The following is a 14,050-nucleotide window of genomic DNA, read 5'->3' as shown; positions in this document are numbered from 1 at the left end:
CGCCGTCTTCATTGGCCACCCAGGTATATTTGACCTACGAAGTGTCGTGGTGCGTGTGACGCTCTGGCGCGGGAGAAACACGCATTGGCGCGGTGTAGCCGCGGAGCTCACCCCCGCGGCCACTCATTTTGGCTCTACACCACCGTTCGCACCGGCTTCCCATCCATGAACGCGTCGATGCTCTCGATCACCTGGCGCCAGACTTCGCCCTGGGCCTCGTTGCTCGCCCAGGCGACGTGCGGGGTCACGATGACGTTGGGCCGGCCGAGCACTTTCAGGAGCGGGTTGTCGGGGGCCGGCGGCTCCTTGGTGAGGACGTCGAAGCCGATGCCCGCGATCAGACCTTCATCGAGCGCAGTCACGAGATCGGCCTCGTTCACCAGACCGCCGCGCGAGGTGTTGACGATCAGCGGCTTCTTCTTCATGCGCCGAAATTCCGGCATGGCGATCACGTCGCGCGTCTTCGGGGTCAGCGGGGCGTGGAGCGTGATGACGTCGGCGGTCTCGATCACCTCGTCGAAGGGCGTGTAGAGCGGCCCCAGCCCCTCGACGCCCTTGTGCGCGGCGTACATCACCTTCATGCCGAAGGCTTCGGCCCGGCGCGCGACGCCCTGGCCGATGACACCCTCGCCGATGATCCCGAGCTTGCGATCGGCGAGATCGAAGATCGGATGGGTGAAGAAGCAGAACTGGCCGGCCTCCTGCCATTTCCCGTCGATCACGTCCTGGCGGTAGCCGGGCAGCGAGCGGCTGAGCGCCAGGATCATCGCCATGGCGTGGTCCGGCACCGTGTTGACCGCGTAGCCGCGCACGTTCGAGACATGGATGCCGCGCTCCTTGCAAGCCTCGATGTCGATGACGTCGTAGCCGGTGGCGGCGACGGTGACGAATTTCAGATCCGGCAACTGGTCGAGGGATTCGCGGCGGATCGGCACCTTGTTGGTCACCGCGATCGTCGCTCCGGCCAGCCGCTCCACCACGTCTTCCGGCCGCGTCGCCTGATGCTCGACCCAGTCATGGGGATGATCGGGCCGCGTGAGCTCGACCTCGGGCCCGAAGGTCTCGCGGTCGAGGAAGACGATCTTGGTCATTGCTGCTCTTCTCCGAATTGCGGTGCCGTGGGCGATATTAACGCAATCTGCGCCGCCGTCTGCCCATTCTTTCGCCGTTCGATTTGATTTGCGTTCCGATCCGTCTCCCGCTTCGATCGCGAGACGGGTCGGGCGAAGTTCGGGGAGGAACGGTCGATGTCCATGTCGTCTCGCTTTGCCGGATGGTCTCGCCCGGCCGCAGCGCTGATCGCGGCGCTTCTTTCGCTGGGGATTGCCGCGGAGTTGGCCTCTGCACAGACGCGCTCGTCGATCACCCTCAACGGGCTGACAATCACGACAATTGGCGGTGGCCGGCAGAGCATCAGTTCCACCGATGAGGCGGCCTTGATCACGGCCGGCGACGACAAGATCGTCGTGACCCAAAGAACGGTGTCGCTGAACGGCGAGGCGCACCCGATCCGAGGCCACGCCTCCGAGGTCGTCATCGACAATTCCGGCTGGGGTCTGACAATCTTCGTCGACGACCGGCCCGTCGCCGAGATCAGCGAAATCGAGGGGTTGAAGAAGGCCGCCGCCAAGGGGAATTCGGTCGCGAAGAACAATCTCGCCGTGCGCTACGCCACCGGCAACGGGGTCGAACCCGACATGGGCCGGGCCGCCGAACTATATCGTGTGGCTGCAGAAGCGGGTCTGCCCGTCGGCCAGCGCAATTACGGCTTCCGGCTTCTCTACGGCGAAGGCGTCGCACAGGACGAAGCCGCAGCAGCCGCGTGGTTCCGGAAGGCGGCCGAACAGGAGGACGCCGTCGCCCAGCGCATGCTCGCGATCTCTTACGAGATCGGACGTGGAGTGGCGCGCGACCAGCGCGCGGCCTTGCGCTGGTATGAGGCGGCCGCGAGCAACGAGGATGCGATTGCGCGCAACAACCTCGCCAATCTCTACAAGCGTGGGCACGGCGTGAAGGCGGATCCCGAGCGCGCGGCCGAACTCCACAGGCTCGCCGCCGAACAGGGACTTCCCGTCGCCCAGTCGAACTACGGCTTCGACCTTTGGTACGGCACGGGGGTCGCGCAGGACCGCAACGCCGCGATCGACTGGTTCCGCAAGGCGGCGGAGGGCGGCTATGTCGCCGCCATCCAGCATCTGGGCGAAATCCGCTTTGAAGGCGAAAGCATTGCGCAGGATTACGACGCGGCGGCGCGCTGGTTCAAGCTGGCCGCAGCGGCCGGCAATGGCAACGCCGCCAACTATCTCGGCGTGATGCATCTCGACGGGCTGGGCGTGGCGAAGGACATGGCCGAAGCCATCCGCTATTTCGAACTCGGCGTCGAGCGCGAACACCCGCTGGCCACCCGCAATCTCGCCATCCGCTATCTGAACGGCGGCGGTGTGGAAAAGAACGTCGAGAAGGCGCGCAAGCTTCTCGAAAAGGCCGCGGCGCTGGGGAGCGATGCGGCCTCCGACGATCTGGAGAAGCTTACAGCGCAATCGAACGACCAGGCCTCCGAGACCAGGACGGAGACGGCCTCCGCCGAGCCTTCCGATCCCGCGGCGCAGTACTGGTATGCCGACGGCAAGACCCCGGTCGGCCCGATGGCTCTCGATGCTCTCAGACGAGCCCTCGACGATGGCCAGATCGCATCGGACACCCTGATCTGGAAGGGCGGAACGCCCGAATGGGTCCCGGCGCAAAGCCTGAGCGAACTGAAGGAATAGAGAGCTGCGCTTCATCCTGGCATCGAGTCAGGATTGCACAGCAGCCTCAGCCATGCTCGAGAGCCCCTGCCGACATGAAAAAGCCCCGCGGGTCGCGCCCGCGAGGCTTTTCGTTGGCTTCGGCGTTGTCAGGCCACTTACATGCTCTGCTGGCCCTTCGCCCATTCCTCGATCTGGCGGTGCGCCTCTTCCTTGGTCACGCCGTACTCTTCCTGAATGCGGCCGGCGAGGATTTCACGGTTGCCCTGAATGCGGTCCATGTCGTCGTCGGTGAGCTTGCCCCACTGCATGCGGGCATTGCCCTTGAACTGCTTCCACTGACCTTCGATCTGGTCCCAATTCATCGGATGTCCTTTCCGCAGAACGGGCGCCCAGCCGGCTTCCCGTCCGCTCGTTCGGTTTCTGTTTCGGGACAAAAACGTGCGATCCGTAGCCGGCGTTCCAGTGTATTTGGCCGGCTACCAAACCGATGACCCATCCACCGCAGCAGCGGGATGGCCGCAGCCACCGCCCTACTCCGCCTCGTCCTCGTAGCCGACGAGATGCAACGGCCGGGCACGGAGCTGGCGCAGTTCGCACCAGCGCACCAGCGCCTCCTCACGCCCATGGGTCACCCAGACTTCCTGCGGCGCGATTTCGGTAATCGTCTGCGTCAGCTCGTCCCAATCGGCGTGGTCGGACAGGATCAGCGGCAGTTCGACGCCGCGCTGGCGGGCGCGTTGACGCACACGCATCCAGCCCGAAGCGAAACTCGCCACCGGATCCGGAAAGCGCCGCGCCCATTTGTCGGCGAAGGCCGAGGGCGTGCCGATGATGATCGCGCCGGCGAAATCGCCTTTCTTGCCGCCCTCCACGGTGGCGGGACGCAATTCGCCGAGATCGATCTCCTCCTCCTGATAGAAGTCGCAGAGCTTCTTGAGCGCGCCGTGAATGTAGATCGGACGGTCGTAGCCCGCCTCGCGCAGATGGCGGATCACCCGTTGCGCCTTCCCGAGCGCATAGGCCCCGACCAGATGCGCCCGCTCGGGAAAACGGCGCACCGATTGCAGCAGCTTGTCGATCTCGCCGGCCGTGTCGGGATGGCGAAAGACCGGCAGGGCAAAGGTGGCCTCGGTGATGAAGACGTCGCAGGGGACCGGTTCGAAGCCCTCGCAGGTCGGGTCGTGGCGGCGCTTGTAGTCGCCCGAGGCCACGATCCGGAGTCCCTGCCACTCGACCTTGATCTGGGCGGAGCCCAGGACGTGGCCCGCCGGATGAAAGCTCACGGCAACATCGCCGATGCGGGTCGCCTCACCAAAGCGGGCCGTCTGGCGCTCGCCGGCGAAATCTTCGCCATAGCGCAGCGCCATGATGTCGAGCGTCTGACGCGTCGCCATGACCCTCGCATTGCCCGGCCGGGCATGGTCGGCATGGCCATGGGTCACCAGCGCCCGGTCGACGGGTCTGACCGGATCGATGAAGAAGTCACCTGGCGGGCAATACAGCCCCTGAGGCGTTGGGCGGAGGAGGTCTTCGGGTCTCACCATGGCGATCCAGATAGGGCGCAAGCCATTCCACCGCATACGGCCAGTCTTCGCAGAGCCCCAATTGGCAAAGTCGGACGTCCGGTCTAACTTGCTCTTTTGCGATGCAACATCCGGATCGAGGGCGATGGGGACAGGCGAGCCGAAGGATGGAACCGCAACCCATGCGGTCGAGGCGCTCGAAAAGCTGAAGCCCATTCGCTGGCGCTTTGGCGACTGGGAGGCGACTGCCACCCATCACACGCCGCTCGAAGACGCTCAGGCGATCGTGACCGGGACGGTCCTCGCCACGCTCGGTATCGCGATCCTGTCGCATCTCGGCTTCCTGACCAGCGGCGTCGCCGGCCTCGCCCTCATCGTCTCCTACGCCTTCGGGATCAATGTCGGCCTCGCCTTTTTCCTGATCAACCTGCCCTTCTACGCGCTCGCCGCGACCCGCATGGGCGCGGCCTTCACGCTCAAGACCTTTACCGCGATTGCGATGCTGTCGGTGATGACCGCCGTCCAGCCGCAGGTCTTCACATTCGGCGACATCCATCCGCTGATCGGCGCAGTTGTGGCGGGGCTTCTGATCGGCTTTGCCCTGCTGGCGCTGTTTCGCCATCGTGCCAGCCTCGGCGGGGCCGGCATTCTTGCGATCTATCTGCAGGACAAGTTCGGCTGGCGCGCGGGGCTCACCCAATTGGCGATCGACCTGACAATCCTGGGTCTAGCTTTCACGGTCGTTGACGGGGTCGCGGTCCTCTACTCCCTTGCAGGCGCCGTCGTGCTGAATGGCTTTCTCGCCATCAACCACCGGACGGACCGCTATATCGCGAAATAGCGCTGCTGCGTCTCAAGCCTGCTGCCGCGTGCCGAATTCCCCCAGAAGCACCTCGCGCTCGCGCGGGAGATATGAGGGCTTGTCGGGGTCCTGTTCGCCGAACTCGGCATCGAGACGCGCCGCCTCCTTCAGCATCGCCTCGCGCAGGCGGCAATGCATCGACCACGCCGCGCCGGGGTCCTCGGCCGTCACCAGGAACCAGACGCTCATCCCGGCCGCATCGTGATCGATCACCTCGACCTTGGCGGAATCCTTGTCGATCACGTCATCCGCCTCTTCGACGAACCGTTGGAACGCTTCGCGAAGGCGATCGACATCGGCCCGGTGGTCGAGCCGCAGCGTCACGGGCTTCATCAGGTTCGAATCCTGCTTCGTCCAGTTTTCGAACGTGTTCGAGACGAGGTCGATGACGGGCACGATCAGACGGCGATTGTCCCAACTCTGGAGCTGGACGTAGGTGAAATTGATCTTTTCGACGTAGCACCAGCTGCCCTTGTACAGCACCGCGTCGCCGATACGCGCGGTCTTCGCCAACGCGATCTGCAGGCTCGCCATGATGTTCGCGAGCATGGACCGGGCGGCGAAGGCGAAGATCAGACCGATCACGCCCGCCGAGGCCAGAAGCGAGAAGCCAAGTGTCTGAAAGGCGTTGATCTGGATGAGGATCAACGCTGCGCCCAGGACGAAGGCGAGCGTGATGGCAATGCGCCGGGCGGCGGAAATGTTGGTGTACATGTCGCGCTCGGTGGCCGCCCCCGATTCGATCAGCTCGTCCATGTTCCGTCGGACCACGCGATCGAGGATCGCATCGACAATCCGGACCGCGATCAGGGCCAGGGCGATCACGAAGAGCGTCGATTGCAGCGGCGTCAAAAAAGCGTTGACGGCCCCGGAGAAGGTGAAGAGCAGTGTTTTCACCAGCGAAAAGGTACCGACACAGATCAACAGCGCGACCGGCATCTTGATCATGTCGATGATCCGCGAGCCGATGCGCGTCGGCTGGCGCTTCTCCACCTGCTCCAGGCCGCGATAGGCCAACAGCGCCGCAACCAGCGCGCCGATGAGAATGAGAGGCAGGGCGATCACTTCCCAATAGGCAAGGGTCCAGAAGGCCCGCTTCTGCAGGAATTCCGGCAAGGCGCGCTCGAACGCCGTGGGGCCGAAGACCTGGTGCATGGCCATGATGTTGCCCACCGTCTGGCGGGAGAAGACCCAGACCGGGTCGTCGTCTCCCGGTTTCACCCGCGCCATGCGGATCGAGACCGGACGATCGCCCAGTTCGAGGATCGAGAGTCGCAGGTTGCGCCGCGCTTCGCCGGCCAGCGGATTCTTGCTCGAGGCGCTGGCGAGAAGTGCATCGGGACGATCGGGCAATTCGGTCCAGTCGAGCCACATCGCCCGCTCCGTGACCTCATAGAGCCTTTTGGCGAGGATCGGCCCCATGGTTTCCTGCATGGCAGGATCGATACCGGACAGGTCGAGGGCATAGGCGGCCGTCAGCCAGTCCTCCCCGCGGGATGCGAAGATGAAGGTCTCCATCGTCGCCTGCGGCGTGTCCAGGGAGACAAACCCTTCAGGATCCGGCAGACCGGAATGGACCGACTCGGCCTGATAGAACTTGCCGGCCGCGGACGAATCCTGAGCGAAAGTGGAGACGCTCGAAATGGGAAGGACTAAAACAAGTAAGTAAATAAGACGAAACAGGCGCAAGACGGCTCCAATCGGCGAAGATCACGACGTGGGGTCTTGAACGGAACTCACGTCGTGCCGATTGGTTCGGCAGGATCATCACTGATCTTGCCGGGAGCGAACAACTCGCCCGCTCAGTTCGCGCTTGCCACCAGCGGTGCCGGCTGATTGGCCGGGGCGAGCCGAACCACCTTGAAGCCGCGCGCCTTCAGATCGGCCAGGAAGCCGGGGAGCATCGCAGCCGTTCGCGCCTGGATATCGTGGAAGAGGACGATGCCGCGGCCATGCTTCTCCAGCGTGCGCATGGTGCGGGCGCGAACGGTCGACGGGGCGTCGCGGAAATAGTCCTTGGAATCGATGTCGACGTCGATGGCGACGATCCCCTCATGCGACAGGCGGGTGCGCAGGCTGGAGGTGTCGGCAAGGTAGGGAAAGCGGAAGAAGGGAGCCGGGCGCATGCCAATCGGGCGCAGGGCGTCGGCGACGCTCATCGCACCCTTTCGGATTTCAGCCATCGCGGCTGCGTCGCTCATCGTCCTCAGATTGGCGTGGCGTTCGGTATGGGTGCCGACCGCGTGTCCCGCGGCCGCCACGTCTCGCGCAATCTGCGGATAGGCACGTGCCATCTGCCCCACCATCAGGAAGGTCGCGCTGACCCCATACTGGCGCAGCGCCTTCAGGATCTTGTGGGTCTTGCCTGGCATGGGGCCGTCGTCGAAGGTCAGCACAACTTCCTTCGGCTGCAGGGCAATGTCAGTGTAGCGCGATACCGCGATCGTCCGCCCGGCGAGACCGGAAGGCAGGACCGGATCGAAGGACTGGAAGTGAGGAAATCGCTGATCGTCTTCGGCGGGTTGATAGCCGAGGGCCGAATTGGCTCCATCAGCCGCCGCGATATTGGTCGCCGGCGACTGGACCATGCTGAACCGGTCGTTCTTGGCGCAGCCGGCGAGAAGAGAGACCGCCATCACGGCGAAGAACACGCGCTTTCCAAGCATGGGACCGGGTCCGGATCGATTGCTGACCCGGTCGTTGGTAAAGCGTTAGGGTTAATGTTCGGTTGCCGGCTACAGGCGCAGAGCCGCGAGCGGGGCACGCACCGTGACCCTCCCGTCCGTACCCTCAGGAAGCGTGCTCGTCCGCCTGTTTGGACGCCCGCTCTTCCAACGGTGCGGCGGGCCGCCGGATCGAGGGCATTGCGCCGAGCACGATGGGGCTGAGATCCTCCGTCCGGCCGCTGTCGACCCGCTCGAAGAGCTGGGTGCGCATGCGCGGTTCCCAGAACTTGTTGATGTGATCGGCGACGCCCTGCGAGCGCGCGCCCTCGGGCGCGGATTCGAAGAACTTGGCGATCTGGTTCGCCATGTAGACGAGCTTGTCACGCTCCATGGACGGTTCTCCCCTGAGCTGTCTGATGATCATCCGCTTCATGCGATGCCCGGGCGCGCTCGGCTCCGGCAATTCGCTGCGGATGCGTAAACACTTCGAATTCGGTGCCTCGAACCACGGCCACGAGGGTCACACCCGCCGCTTCGGCCTCGGCGATCGCCAACGCCGTCGGCGCGGACACCGCCGCGATCAGCCCGCAGCCCATGACGGCGGCCTTCTGGATCAGTTCGACGGAGACGCGGCTGGTGATCGTCAGGAAACCTGTCGCCGGATCGATGCCGTGCCGCGCCAGATGCCCTGCGACCTTGTCGAGGGCGTTATGCCGGCCGACATCCTCGCGGGTGACGAGCGGTCCCCTCCCCGGCTGATGGAAGGCGGCGGCGTGCACGGCGCGGGTCAGACGACTGAGCCTCTGCTCGCGGGCCATCGCCGCGACGGCATCCGTCAGCGCTTGCGGCGTGATGCAGATTCCCCCGGATCCGGCAACACTCGGCAGCTTCGGAGTTGCAAGTTCCAGAGACTCGACGCCACAGAGGCCGCAACCGACCGGGCCTGTCATCTGACGGCGCCGCGCCACATAGGTACGCGCCCGTTCGTCGACCAGCCGTATCTGGCAATCGATACCGGCTTCGGTGTCGACAATCTCGACCGATTCGATTTCGTCCAGCCGATCGACGATCCGCTCGTTGAGGACGAGGCCGATGGCCATGTCTTCCAGATCGTCCGGGGTCGCCATCATGACTGCATGGGTCGAGCCGCCGACGGAAATTGCGACGGCCGTCTCGGCGGGCACTACGCGACAACCAGGCGAAAAAGCCCCGTCGCGGAAGACGAGGCTTTCTCTGCTTATCGAGGTTTCGTCCGTCACAAGACCAACCTGCCGACCGTTGGCGGAATCTCGTCCAAGTTACTCCGCCGCTTCGGCCGGCATGATGCGCCGGCTTTCCATGGTGAGTTCGCGATAATCCTCCTGCCAGTCCGTCGGACCGTTGGAGGGCGAGATCTGCACCGCCGTCACCTTGTATTCCGGGCAGTTCGTCGCCCAGTCGGAGAAGTCGGTGGTGATGACATTCGCCTGGGTCATCGGATGGTGGAACGTCGTGTAGACGACGCCCGGCGCCACGCGATCGGTGATCTTCGCCTTGATCGACGTCTCACCGGCGCGGCTCTGCAGCTTCACCCAGTCGCCGTCGCGGACACCGCGCTGTTCGGCGTCATGCGGATGGATCTCCAGAAGATCCTGATCGTGCCACACCACATTGCCGGTACGCCGGGTCTGGGCGCCGACATTGTACTGGGAGAGGATGCGACCCGTGGTGAGCAGGAGCGGGAAGCGCGGGCCGGTGCGCTCGTCGGTGGCGACGTATTCGGTCCGGATGAACTTGCCCCGGCCGCGCATGAAGCCATCGACATGCATGATCGGCGCCCCTTCCGGGAACTGATCGTTGCACGGCCACTGCACCGAACCCTTCTCGTCGAGGAGGTCGTAGGTGACGTTGGCGAAGGACGGCGTCGTCGCGGCGATCTCGGCCATGATCTCGGACGGATGGGCATAGTTCATGTCCATCCCGATCGCTTGGGCGAGCAACTGGGTGACTTCCCAGTCCTCATAGCCGTTCTTCGGGGCCATCACCTTGCGCACGCGGTTGATGCGCCGCTCGGCATTGGTGAAGGTGCCGTTCTTCTCGAGGAAGCTCGATCCCGGCAGGAAGACATTGGCGTAGTTCGCCGTCTCGTTCAGGAAGAGATCGTGAACGATGAGGAGTTCAAGCGCTTCCAGACCGGCCGAGACGTGCTTGGTGTCGGGATCGGACTGCAGGATGTCCTCGCCTTGGCAGTAGAGCCCCTTGAAGGTGCCTTCGACGGCGGCGTCGAACATGTTCGGAATGCGCAGCCCCGGCTCGTTGTCGAGCTTGACGCCCCACAGTTCCTCGAAGGTCTCGCGGACGGCATCGTTGGAGATGTGGCGATAGCCCGGCAGCTCGTGCGGGAACGAGCCCATGTCACAGGAGCCCTGGACGTTGTTCTGCCCGCGCAGAGGATTCACGCCGACGCCCCTGCGGCCGATATTGCCGGTCGCCATGGCGAGGTTGGCGATGGCGATGACCGAGGTCGAGCCCTGGCTGTGCTCCGTGACGCCGAGACCGTAGTAGATCGCGGCGTTGCCGCCGGTGGCGTAGAGACGCGCGGCCTTGCGCACCTCTTCGGCCGGAACGCCGGTGACGCTTTCGACGGCTTCCGGCGAATGACGCTCGTCAGCGACAAAGGCCGCCCAGTCCTGGAACTCGTCCCATTCGCAGCGCTCGCGCACGAATTCCTCGTTGACGAGGCCTTCGGTCACGATGACATGGGCGAGCGCCGTCAGCATCGCGACGTTGGTGCCGGGCTTCAGCGCCAGATGGTGGTCGGCCTCGATATGCGGCGTCTTGACCAGGTCGATCCGGCGCGGATCGATGACGATCAGCTTGGCGCCCTCTTCGCCCGGCTTGCCGCGCAGGCGCTTCTTCATGCGCGAGGCGAAGACCGGATGACCATCGGTGGGGTTGGCGCCGATGACGAGGATGACGTCCGTGTCTTCGACCGAGTCGAAATCCTGGGTGCCGGCCGACGTTCCATAGGTCGAGTTGAGACCATAACCCGTCGGCGAATGGCAGACGCGGGCGCAGGTGTCGATATTGTTGTTGCCGAAGCCGGCGCGGACCATCTTCTGGACGACGTAGACTTCCTCGTTGGTGCAGCGCGAGGAGGAGATGCCGCCGACCGAACCCCGGCCGTATTTCGCCTGGATGTCCTTGATCTTCTTGGCGGCGAAACCGATCGCCTCGTCCCAGGACACTTCGCGCCAGGGCTGCGAATAGTGATCGCGGATCATCGGGTTGAGGATGCGATCCTTGTGGGTCGCGTAGCCGAGTGCGAAGCGGCCCTTGACGCAGCTATGGCCGCGATTGGCCTTGCCGTCCTTGTAGGGCACCATGCGCACGAGTTCCTCGCCGCGCATCTCGGCCTTGAAGGAGCAGCCGACGCCGCAATAGGCGCAGGTGGTGACCACCGAATGTTCCGGCGTGCCGATCTCCACGACAGCCTTTTCCTCCAGCGTCGCCGTCGGGCAAGCCTGCACGCAGGCGCCGCAGGAGACGCATTCGGAAGAGAAGAAATTGTCGTAGTCGGTGCCGGCCGAAATCAGGGAATCGAAGCCGCGGCCCGAGACCGTGAGAGCGAAGGTGCCCTGCACCTCGTTACAGGCGCGCACGCAGCGCGAGCAGACGATGCATTTCGACGGATCGAACTGGAAATAGGGGTTGGAGAGATCCTTCTCCTTGCCGAGATGGTTCTCGCCCTCATAGCCGTAACGCACTTCGCGCAGGCCCACGGCACCCGCCATGTCCTGCAGCTCGCAGTCGCCGTTCGCCGCACAGGTCAGGCAGTCGAGCGGGTGGTCGGAGATGTAGAGCTCCATCACCCCTTTTCGGATCTTCTTCAGGCGCTCGTTCTGGGTCGAGACCTTCATGCCTTCGGCCACCGGCGTCGTGCAGGAGGCCGGCGTGCCGTTGCGGCCTTCGATCTCGACCACGCAGAGGCGGCAGGAGCCGAAGGCGTCCATCATGTCCGTGGCGCAGAGCTTCGGCACCTGAATGCCGGCGTCCATCGCGGCGCGCATCAGCGAGGTGCCTTCGGGCACCGTCACCTCGTTGCCGTCGATGGTGAGCGTCACCGTCTTTTCGGCCGTCGAGGCCGGCGTGCCGTAGTCGATTTCTTGAATGAGGCTCATGGGATGGTCCTCCCTGGAACAGATTGAGCCGAGCAGGCGAGCGGCGTCATTCCGCCGCCACGCTCATCGGCGTTCCGTGAAAATCTTCGGGGAAGTGGCGCATTGCGCTGACCACCGGATAGGGCGTGAACCCACCCAGCGCGCAAAGCGAGCCGAACTTCATCGTGTTGCAGAGATCCTCAATGACGGCGAGGTTTTCCGCCGGCCGCTCGCCATCCATGATCTTCTTCATCGTCTCGTAGCCGCGCACGGCGCCGACGCGGCACGGCGTGCACTTGCCGCAGGATTCGATGGCGCAGAACTCGAAGGCGAAGCGGGCCTGGCTCATCATGTCGACCGTGTCGTCGAAGATGACCACGCCGGCATGGCCGATCAGCCCGTCCTTGGCGGCAAAGGCTTCGTAGTCGAACGGCGTGTCGAACAAGGAGACCGGGAAATATGCACCCAGCGGCCCTCCGACCTGCACCGCCCGCACCGGACGGCCCGAAGCCGTGCCGCCGCACAGATCCTCGACGATCTCGCCCAGCGTCAGCCCGAAAGGAACCTCCAGCAGGCCGCCATGCTTCACGTTGCCGCCGATCTGGATCGGGATCGTGCCCCGCGACCGGCCCATGCCGAGTTCCTTGTAGGCCTGGGCGCCCTGGGCGAGGATTTCCGGCGTCGAGGCCAGCGAGATCACGTTGTTGATCACCGTCGGCATGCCGAACAGGCCCTGGATCGCCGGCAGCGGCGGCTTGAAGCGCACCTGGCCGCGCTTGCCTTCGAGGCTGTCGAGCAGCGAGGTCTCTTCGCCGCAGACATAGGCGCCGGCCCCGACGCGGACTTCGATGTCGAAGGCATGGGCGGAGCCGAGCATCGCGGCCCCGAGAACGCCGGCCTCGCGAGCGCGCCGGATCGCCTCGTTCATCACATCGATGGCGACCGGGTATTCCGAGCGCAGATAGATGTATCCCTTGGTCGCCCCAGTGGCGACACCGGCGATCGCCATGCCCTCGATCAGGCAGTAGGGATCGCCCTCCATGATCATCCGGTCGGCGAAGGTGCCGGAATCGCCCTCGTCGGCATTGGCGACGATGTATTTGCGCGCGCCATCGGCGCCTGCCACCGTCTTCCACTTGATGCCAGTCGGGAAGCCCGCACCGCCGCGACCGCGAAGGCCGGATTCGGTCACTTCTGCGATGACGGCTTCCGGGCCGATGGCGATGGCGCGTTCGAGCCCCTTCAGTCCGCCATGGGCCTTGTAGTCGTCGAGCGACAGGGGGTCGATGACGCCGCAGCGCTTGAAGGTCATGCGGATCTGGCGGGCGAAGAAGGGATGCTCCTCGACCCTGCCGATGCGCTTTGCATGTTCGCCGCCGGACAGGATGCCGGCATCGATCAGCGAAGCGACCTCCCCCGGCTCGATCGGTCCGTAGGCGATCCGTCCATCGTTGGTTTCGACCTCGATCAAAGGTTCGAGCCAAGCCATGCCGCGCGAGCCGTTGCGCACGATGTCGAGCGAGAGGCCGCGCTCGGTGTTCAGGAGTTCGAACTCTTCGGCGATCTCATCCGCGCCGCAGGCAACGGCAAAGGAATCGAGAGGGATGAAAACTCGCGTCACAGCCGCGTCTCCTCGACCAGCTTGCCGATCTTCGCCTCGTTCAGGCGCCCGACGATCCGGCGGTCCAGCATGGCGGACGGCGCCGTGGCGCAGAGCCCGAGGCAGTAGACCGCCTCGAGGGTCACCTGGCCGTCGCCGGTCGTCTCGCCGAACTTGATGCCCAGAGCCTTCTCCAGGGCGTCTGCCACGGCGTCGCTGCCGGCCGCCTGGCAGGCCTCGGCTCGACAGACCTTCAGCACGTGCCGGCCATGCGGCTCCTTGTGAAAATCGTGATAGAAGGTGACCACGCCGTAAACTTCGGCGCGCGTGAGATTGAGTTCTCCGGCAATCTGGCGAACCGCCTCGTCGCTGATATGCCCGAAACGTTCCTGCAGGGCGTGCAGGATGGGAAGGAGAGGCCCTTCCAGCCCCTTCAGACTTCCAATGATCTCAGCCGCTTCATCGGCATCATAGATCGCGTGAGCCGCCAAGCGATCGCCTCCCACAGCA

12 protein-coding genes are annotated in these 14,050 nt (G+C 64.6%); 2 read left to right on the top strand and 10 right to left on the bottom strand.

What is annotated here, in order from left to right:
* Positions 1-134: 134 nt before the first annotated feature.
* Positions 135-1,091 carry a D-2-hydroxyacid dehydrogenase gene (locus MF134_RS09150; protein WP_255339137.1) on the bottom strand — a complete coding sequence of 319 codons (957 nt, stop codon included), beginning with the start codon at positions 1,089-1,091 and terminating at the stop codon, positions 135-137.
* A 156-nt stretch (positions 1,092-1,247) separates the two neighbouring features.
* Here MF134_RS09150 and MF134_RS09145 point away from each other — a divergent pair, with 156 nt between their 5' ends.
* Positions 1,248-2,768, top strand: a complete 1,521-nt coding sequence (locus tag MF134_RS09145; RefSeq protein ID WP_255339136.1) for a GYF domain-containing protein — start codon at positions 1,248-1,250, stop codon at positions 2,766-2,768.
* Positions 2,769-2,905: 137 nt separating this feature from the next.
* Here the strand turns inward: MF134_RS09145 and MF134_RS09140 are convergent, their stop codons facing one another.
* Both MF134_RS09140 and MF134_RS09135 read right to left on the bottom strand, forming a co-directional pair.
* Positions 2,906-3,112: a CsbD family protein gene (locus MF134_RS09140; protein ID WP_255339135.1), complete on the bottom strand. Its 207-nt coding sequence runs from the start codon at positions 3,110-3,112 to the stop codon at positions 2,906-2,908.
* A 168-nt stretch (positions 3,113-3,280) separates the two neighbouring features.
* The gene (locus tag MF134_RS09135; protein WP_255339134.1) at positions 3,281-4,294 is read right to left on the bottom strand and encodes a ligase-associated DNA damage response exonuclease; all 1,014 of its coding nucleotides are present in this window, start codon (positions 4,292-4,294) and stop codon (positions 3,281-3,283) included.
* A gap of 124 nt (positions 4,295-4,418) precedes the next feature.
* Here MF134_RS09135 and MF134_RS09130 point away from each other — a divergent pair, with 124 nt between their 5' ends.
* Positions 4,419-5,114 carry a YitT family protein gene (locus MF134_RS09130; protein WP_255339133.1) on the top strand — a complete coding sequence of 232 codons (696 nt, stop codon included), beginning with the start codon at positions 4,419-4,421 and terminating at the stop codon, positions 5,112-5,114.
* 12 nt (positions 5,115-5,126) lie between these two features.
* On the opposite strand, the gene MF134_RS09125 is transcribed toward MF134_RS09130, so the two are convergent.
* The 7 genes from MF134_RS09125 to MF134_RS09095 all read right to left on the bottom strand — a co-directional run bounded on the left by MF134_RS09125 (position 5,127) and on the right by MF134_RS09095 (position 14,031).
* Positions 5,127-6,653 (bottom strand): mechanosensitive ion channel family protein, encoded by a 1,527-nt coding sequence (locus MF134_RS09125; RefSeq protein ID WP_255339132.1) that lies wholly within the window; start codon positions 6,651-6,653, stop codon positions 5,127-5,129.
* 284 nt (positions 6,654-6,937) lie between these two features.
* Complete coding sequence (locus tag MF134_RS09120; RefSeq protein ID WP_255339131.1) at positions 6,938-7,801, bottom strand: polysaccharide deacetylase family protein; 864 nt, start codon at positions 7,799-7,801, stop codon at positions 6,938-6,940.
* Positions 7,802-7,925: 124 nt separating this feature from the next.
* A complete protein-coding gene (locus tag MF134_RS09115; RefSeq protein WP_255339130.1) occupies positions 7,926-8,192 on the bottom strand; it encodes a formate dehydrogenase subunit delta in 267 nt (88 codons plus the stop codon).
* Positions 8,182-9,060: a formate dehydrogenase accessory sulfurtransferase FdhD gene (gene fdhD / locus MF134_RS09110; protein WP_457589963.1), complete on the bottom strand. Its 879-nt coding sequence runs from the start codon at positions 9,058-9,060 to the stop codon at positions 8,182-8,184. Before fdhD ends, MF134_RS09115 begins: the two co-directional genes overlap by 11 nt.
* 39 nt (positions 9,061-9,099) lie before the next feature.
* Entirely contained in the window at positions 9,100-11,961 is a 2,862-nt protein-coding gene (gene fdhF, locus MF134_RS09105) for a formate dehydrogenase subunit alpha (RefSeq protein WP_255339128.1), read from the bottom strand.
* 46 nt (positions 11,962-12,007) lie between these two features.
* Positions 12,008-13,561, bottom strand: a complete 1,554-nt coding sequence (locus tag MF134_RS09100; protein WP_255339127.1) for a formate dehydrogenase beta subunit — start codon at positions 13,559-13,561, stop codon at positions 12,008-12,010.
* A complete protein-coding gene (locus MF134_RS09095) occupies positions 13,558-14,031 on the bottom strand; it encodes a formate dehydrogenase subunit gamma (RefSeq protein WP_304363690.1) in 474 nt (157 codons plus the stop codon). Before MF134_RS09095 ends, MF134_RS09100 begins: the two co-directional genes overlap by 4 nt.
* Between the last annotated feature and the right edge of the window lie 19 nt (positions 14,032-14,050).

This window comes from Jiella marina (assembly GCF_024359545.1).
Taxonomy (GTDB): Bacteria; Pseudomonadota; Alphaproteobacteria; order Rhizobiales; family Rhizobiaceae; genus Jiella.
Note: the sequence above shows the minus strand (reverse complement) of the source record. Positions and strands in the feature narration are given on the sequence as shown.

Bases quoted from the DNA above. Each gene is read 5' to 3' on its own strand.
- MF134_RS09150 (WP_255339137.1), bottom strand. From the start codon at position 1,091: ATGACCAAGATCGTCTTCCTCGACCGCGAGACCTTCGGGCCCGAGGTC.
- MF134_RS09145 (WP_255339136.1), top strand. From the start codon at position 1,248: ATGTCCATGTCGTCTCGCTTTGCCGGATGGTCTCGCCCGGCCGCAGCG.
- MF134_RS09140 (WP_255339135.1), bottom strand. From the start codon at position 3,112: ATGAATTGGGACCAGATCGAAGGTCAGTGGAAGCAGTTCAAGGGCAAT.
- MF134_RS09135 (WP_255339134.1), bottom strand. From the start codon at position 4,294: ATGGTGAGACCCGAAGACCTCCTCCGCCCAACGCCTCAGGGGCTGTAT.
- MF134_RS09130 (WP_255339133.1), top strand. From the start codon at position 4,419: ATGGGGACAGGCGAGCCGAAGGATGGAACCGCAACCCATGCGGTCGAG.
- MF134_RS09125 (WP_255339132.1), bottom strand. From the start codon at position 6,653: ATGGAGACCTTCATCTTCGCATCCCGCGGGGAGGACTGGCTGACGGCC.
- MF134_RS09120 (WP_255339131.1), bottom strand. From the start codon at position 7,801: ATGCTTGGAAAGCGCGTGTTCTTCGCCGTGATGGCGGTCTCTCTTCTC.
- MF134_RS09115 (WP_255339130.1), bottom strand. From the start codon at position 8,192: ATGGAGCGTGACAAGCTCGTCTACATGGCGAACCAGATCGCCAAGTTC.
- fdhF (WP_255339128.1), bottom strand. From the start codon at position 11,961: ATGAGCCTCATTCAAGAAATCGACTACGGCACGCCGGCCTCGACGGCC.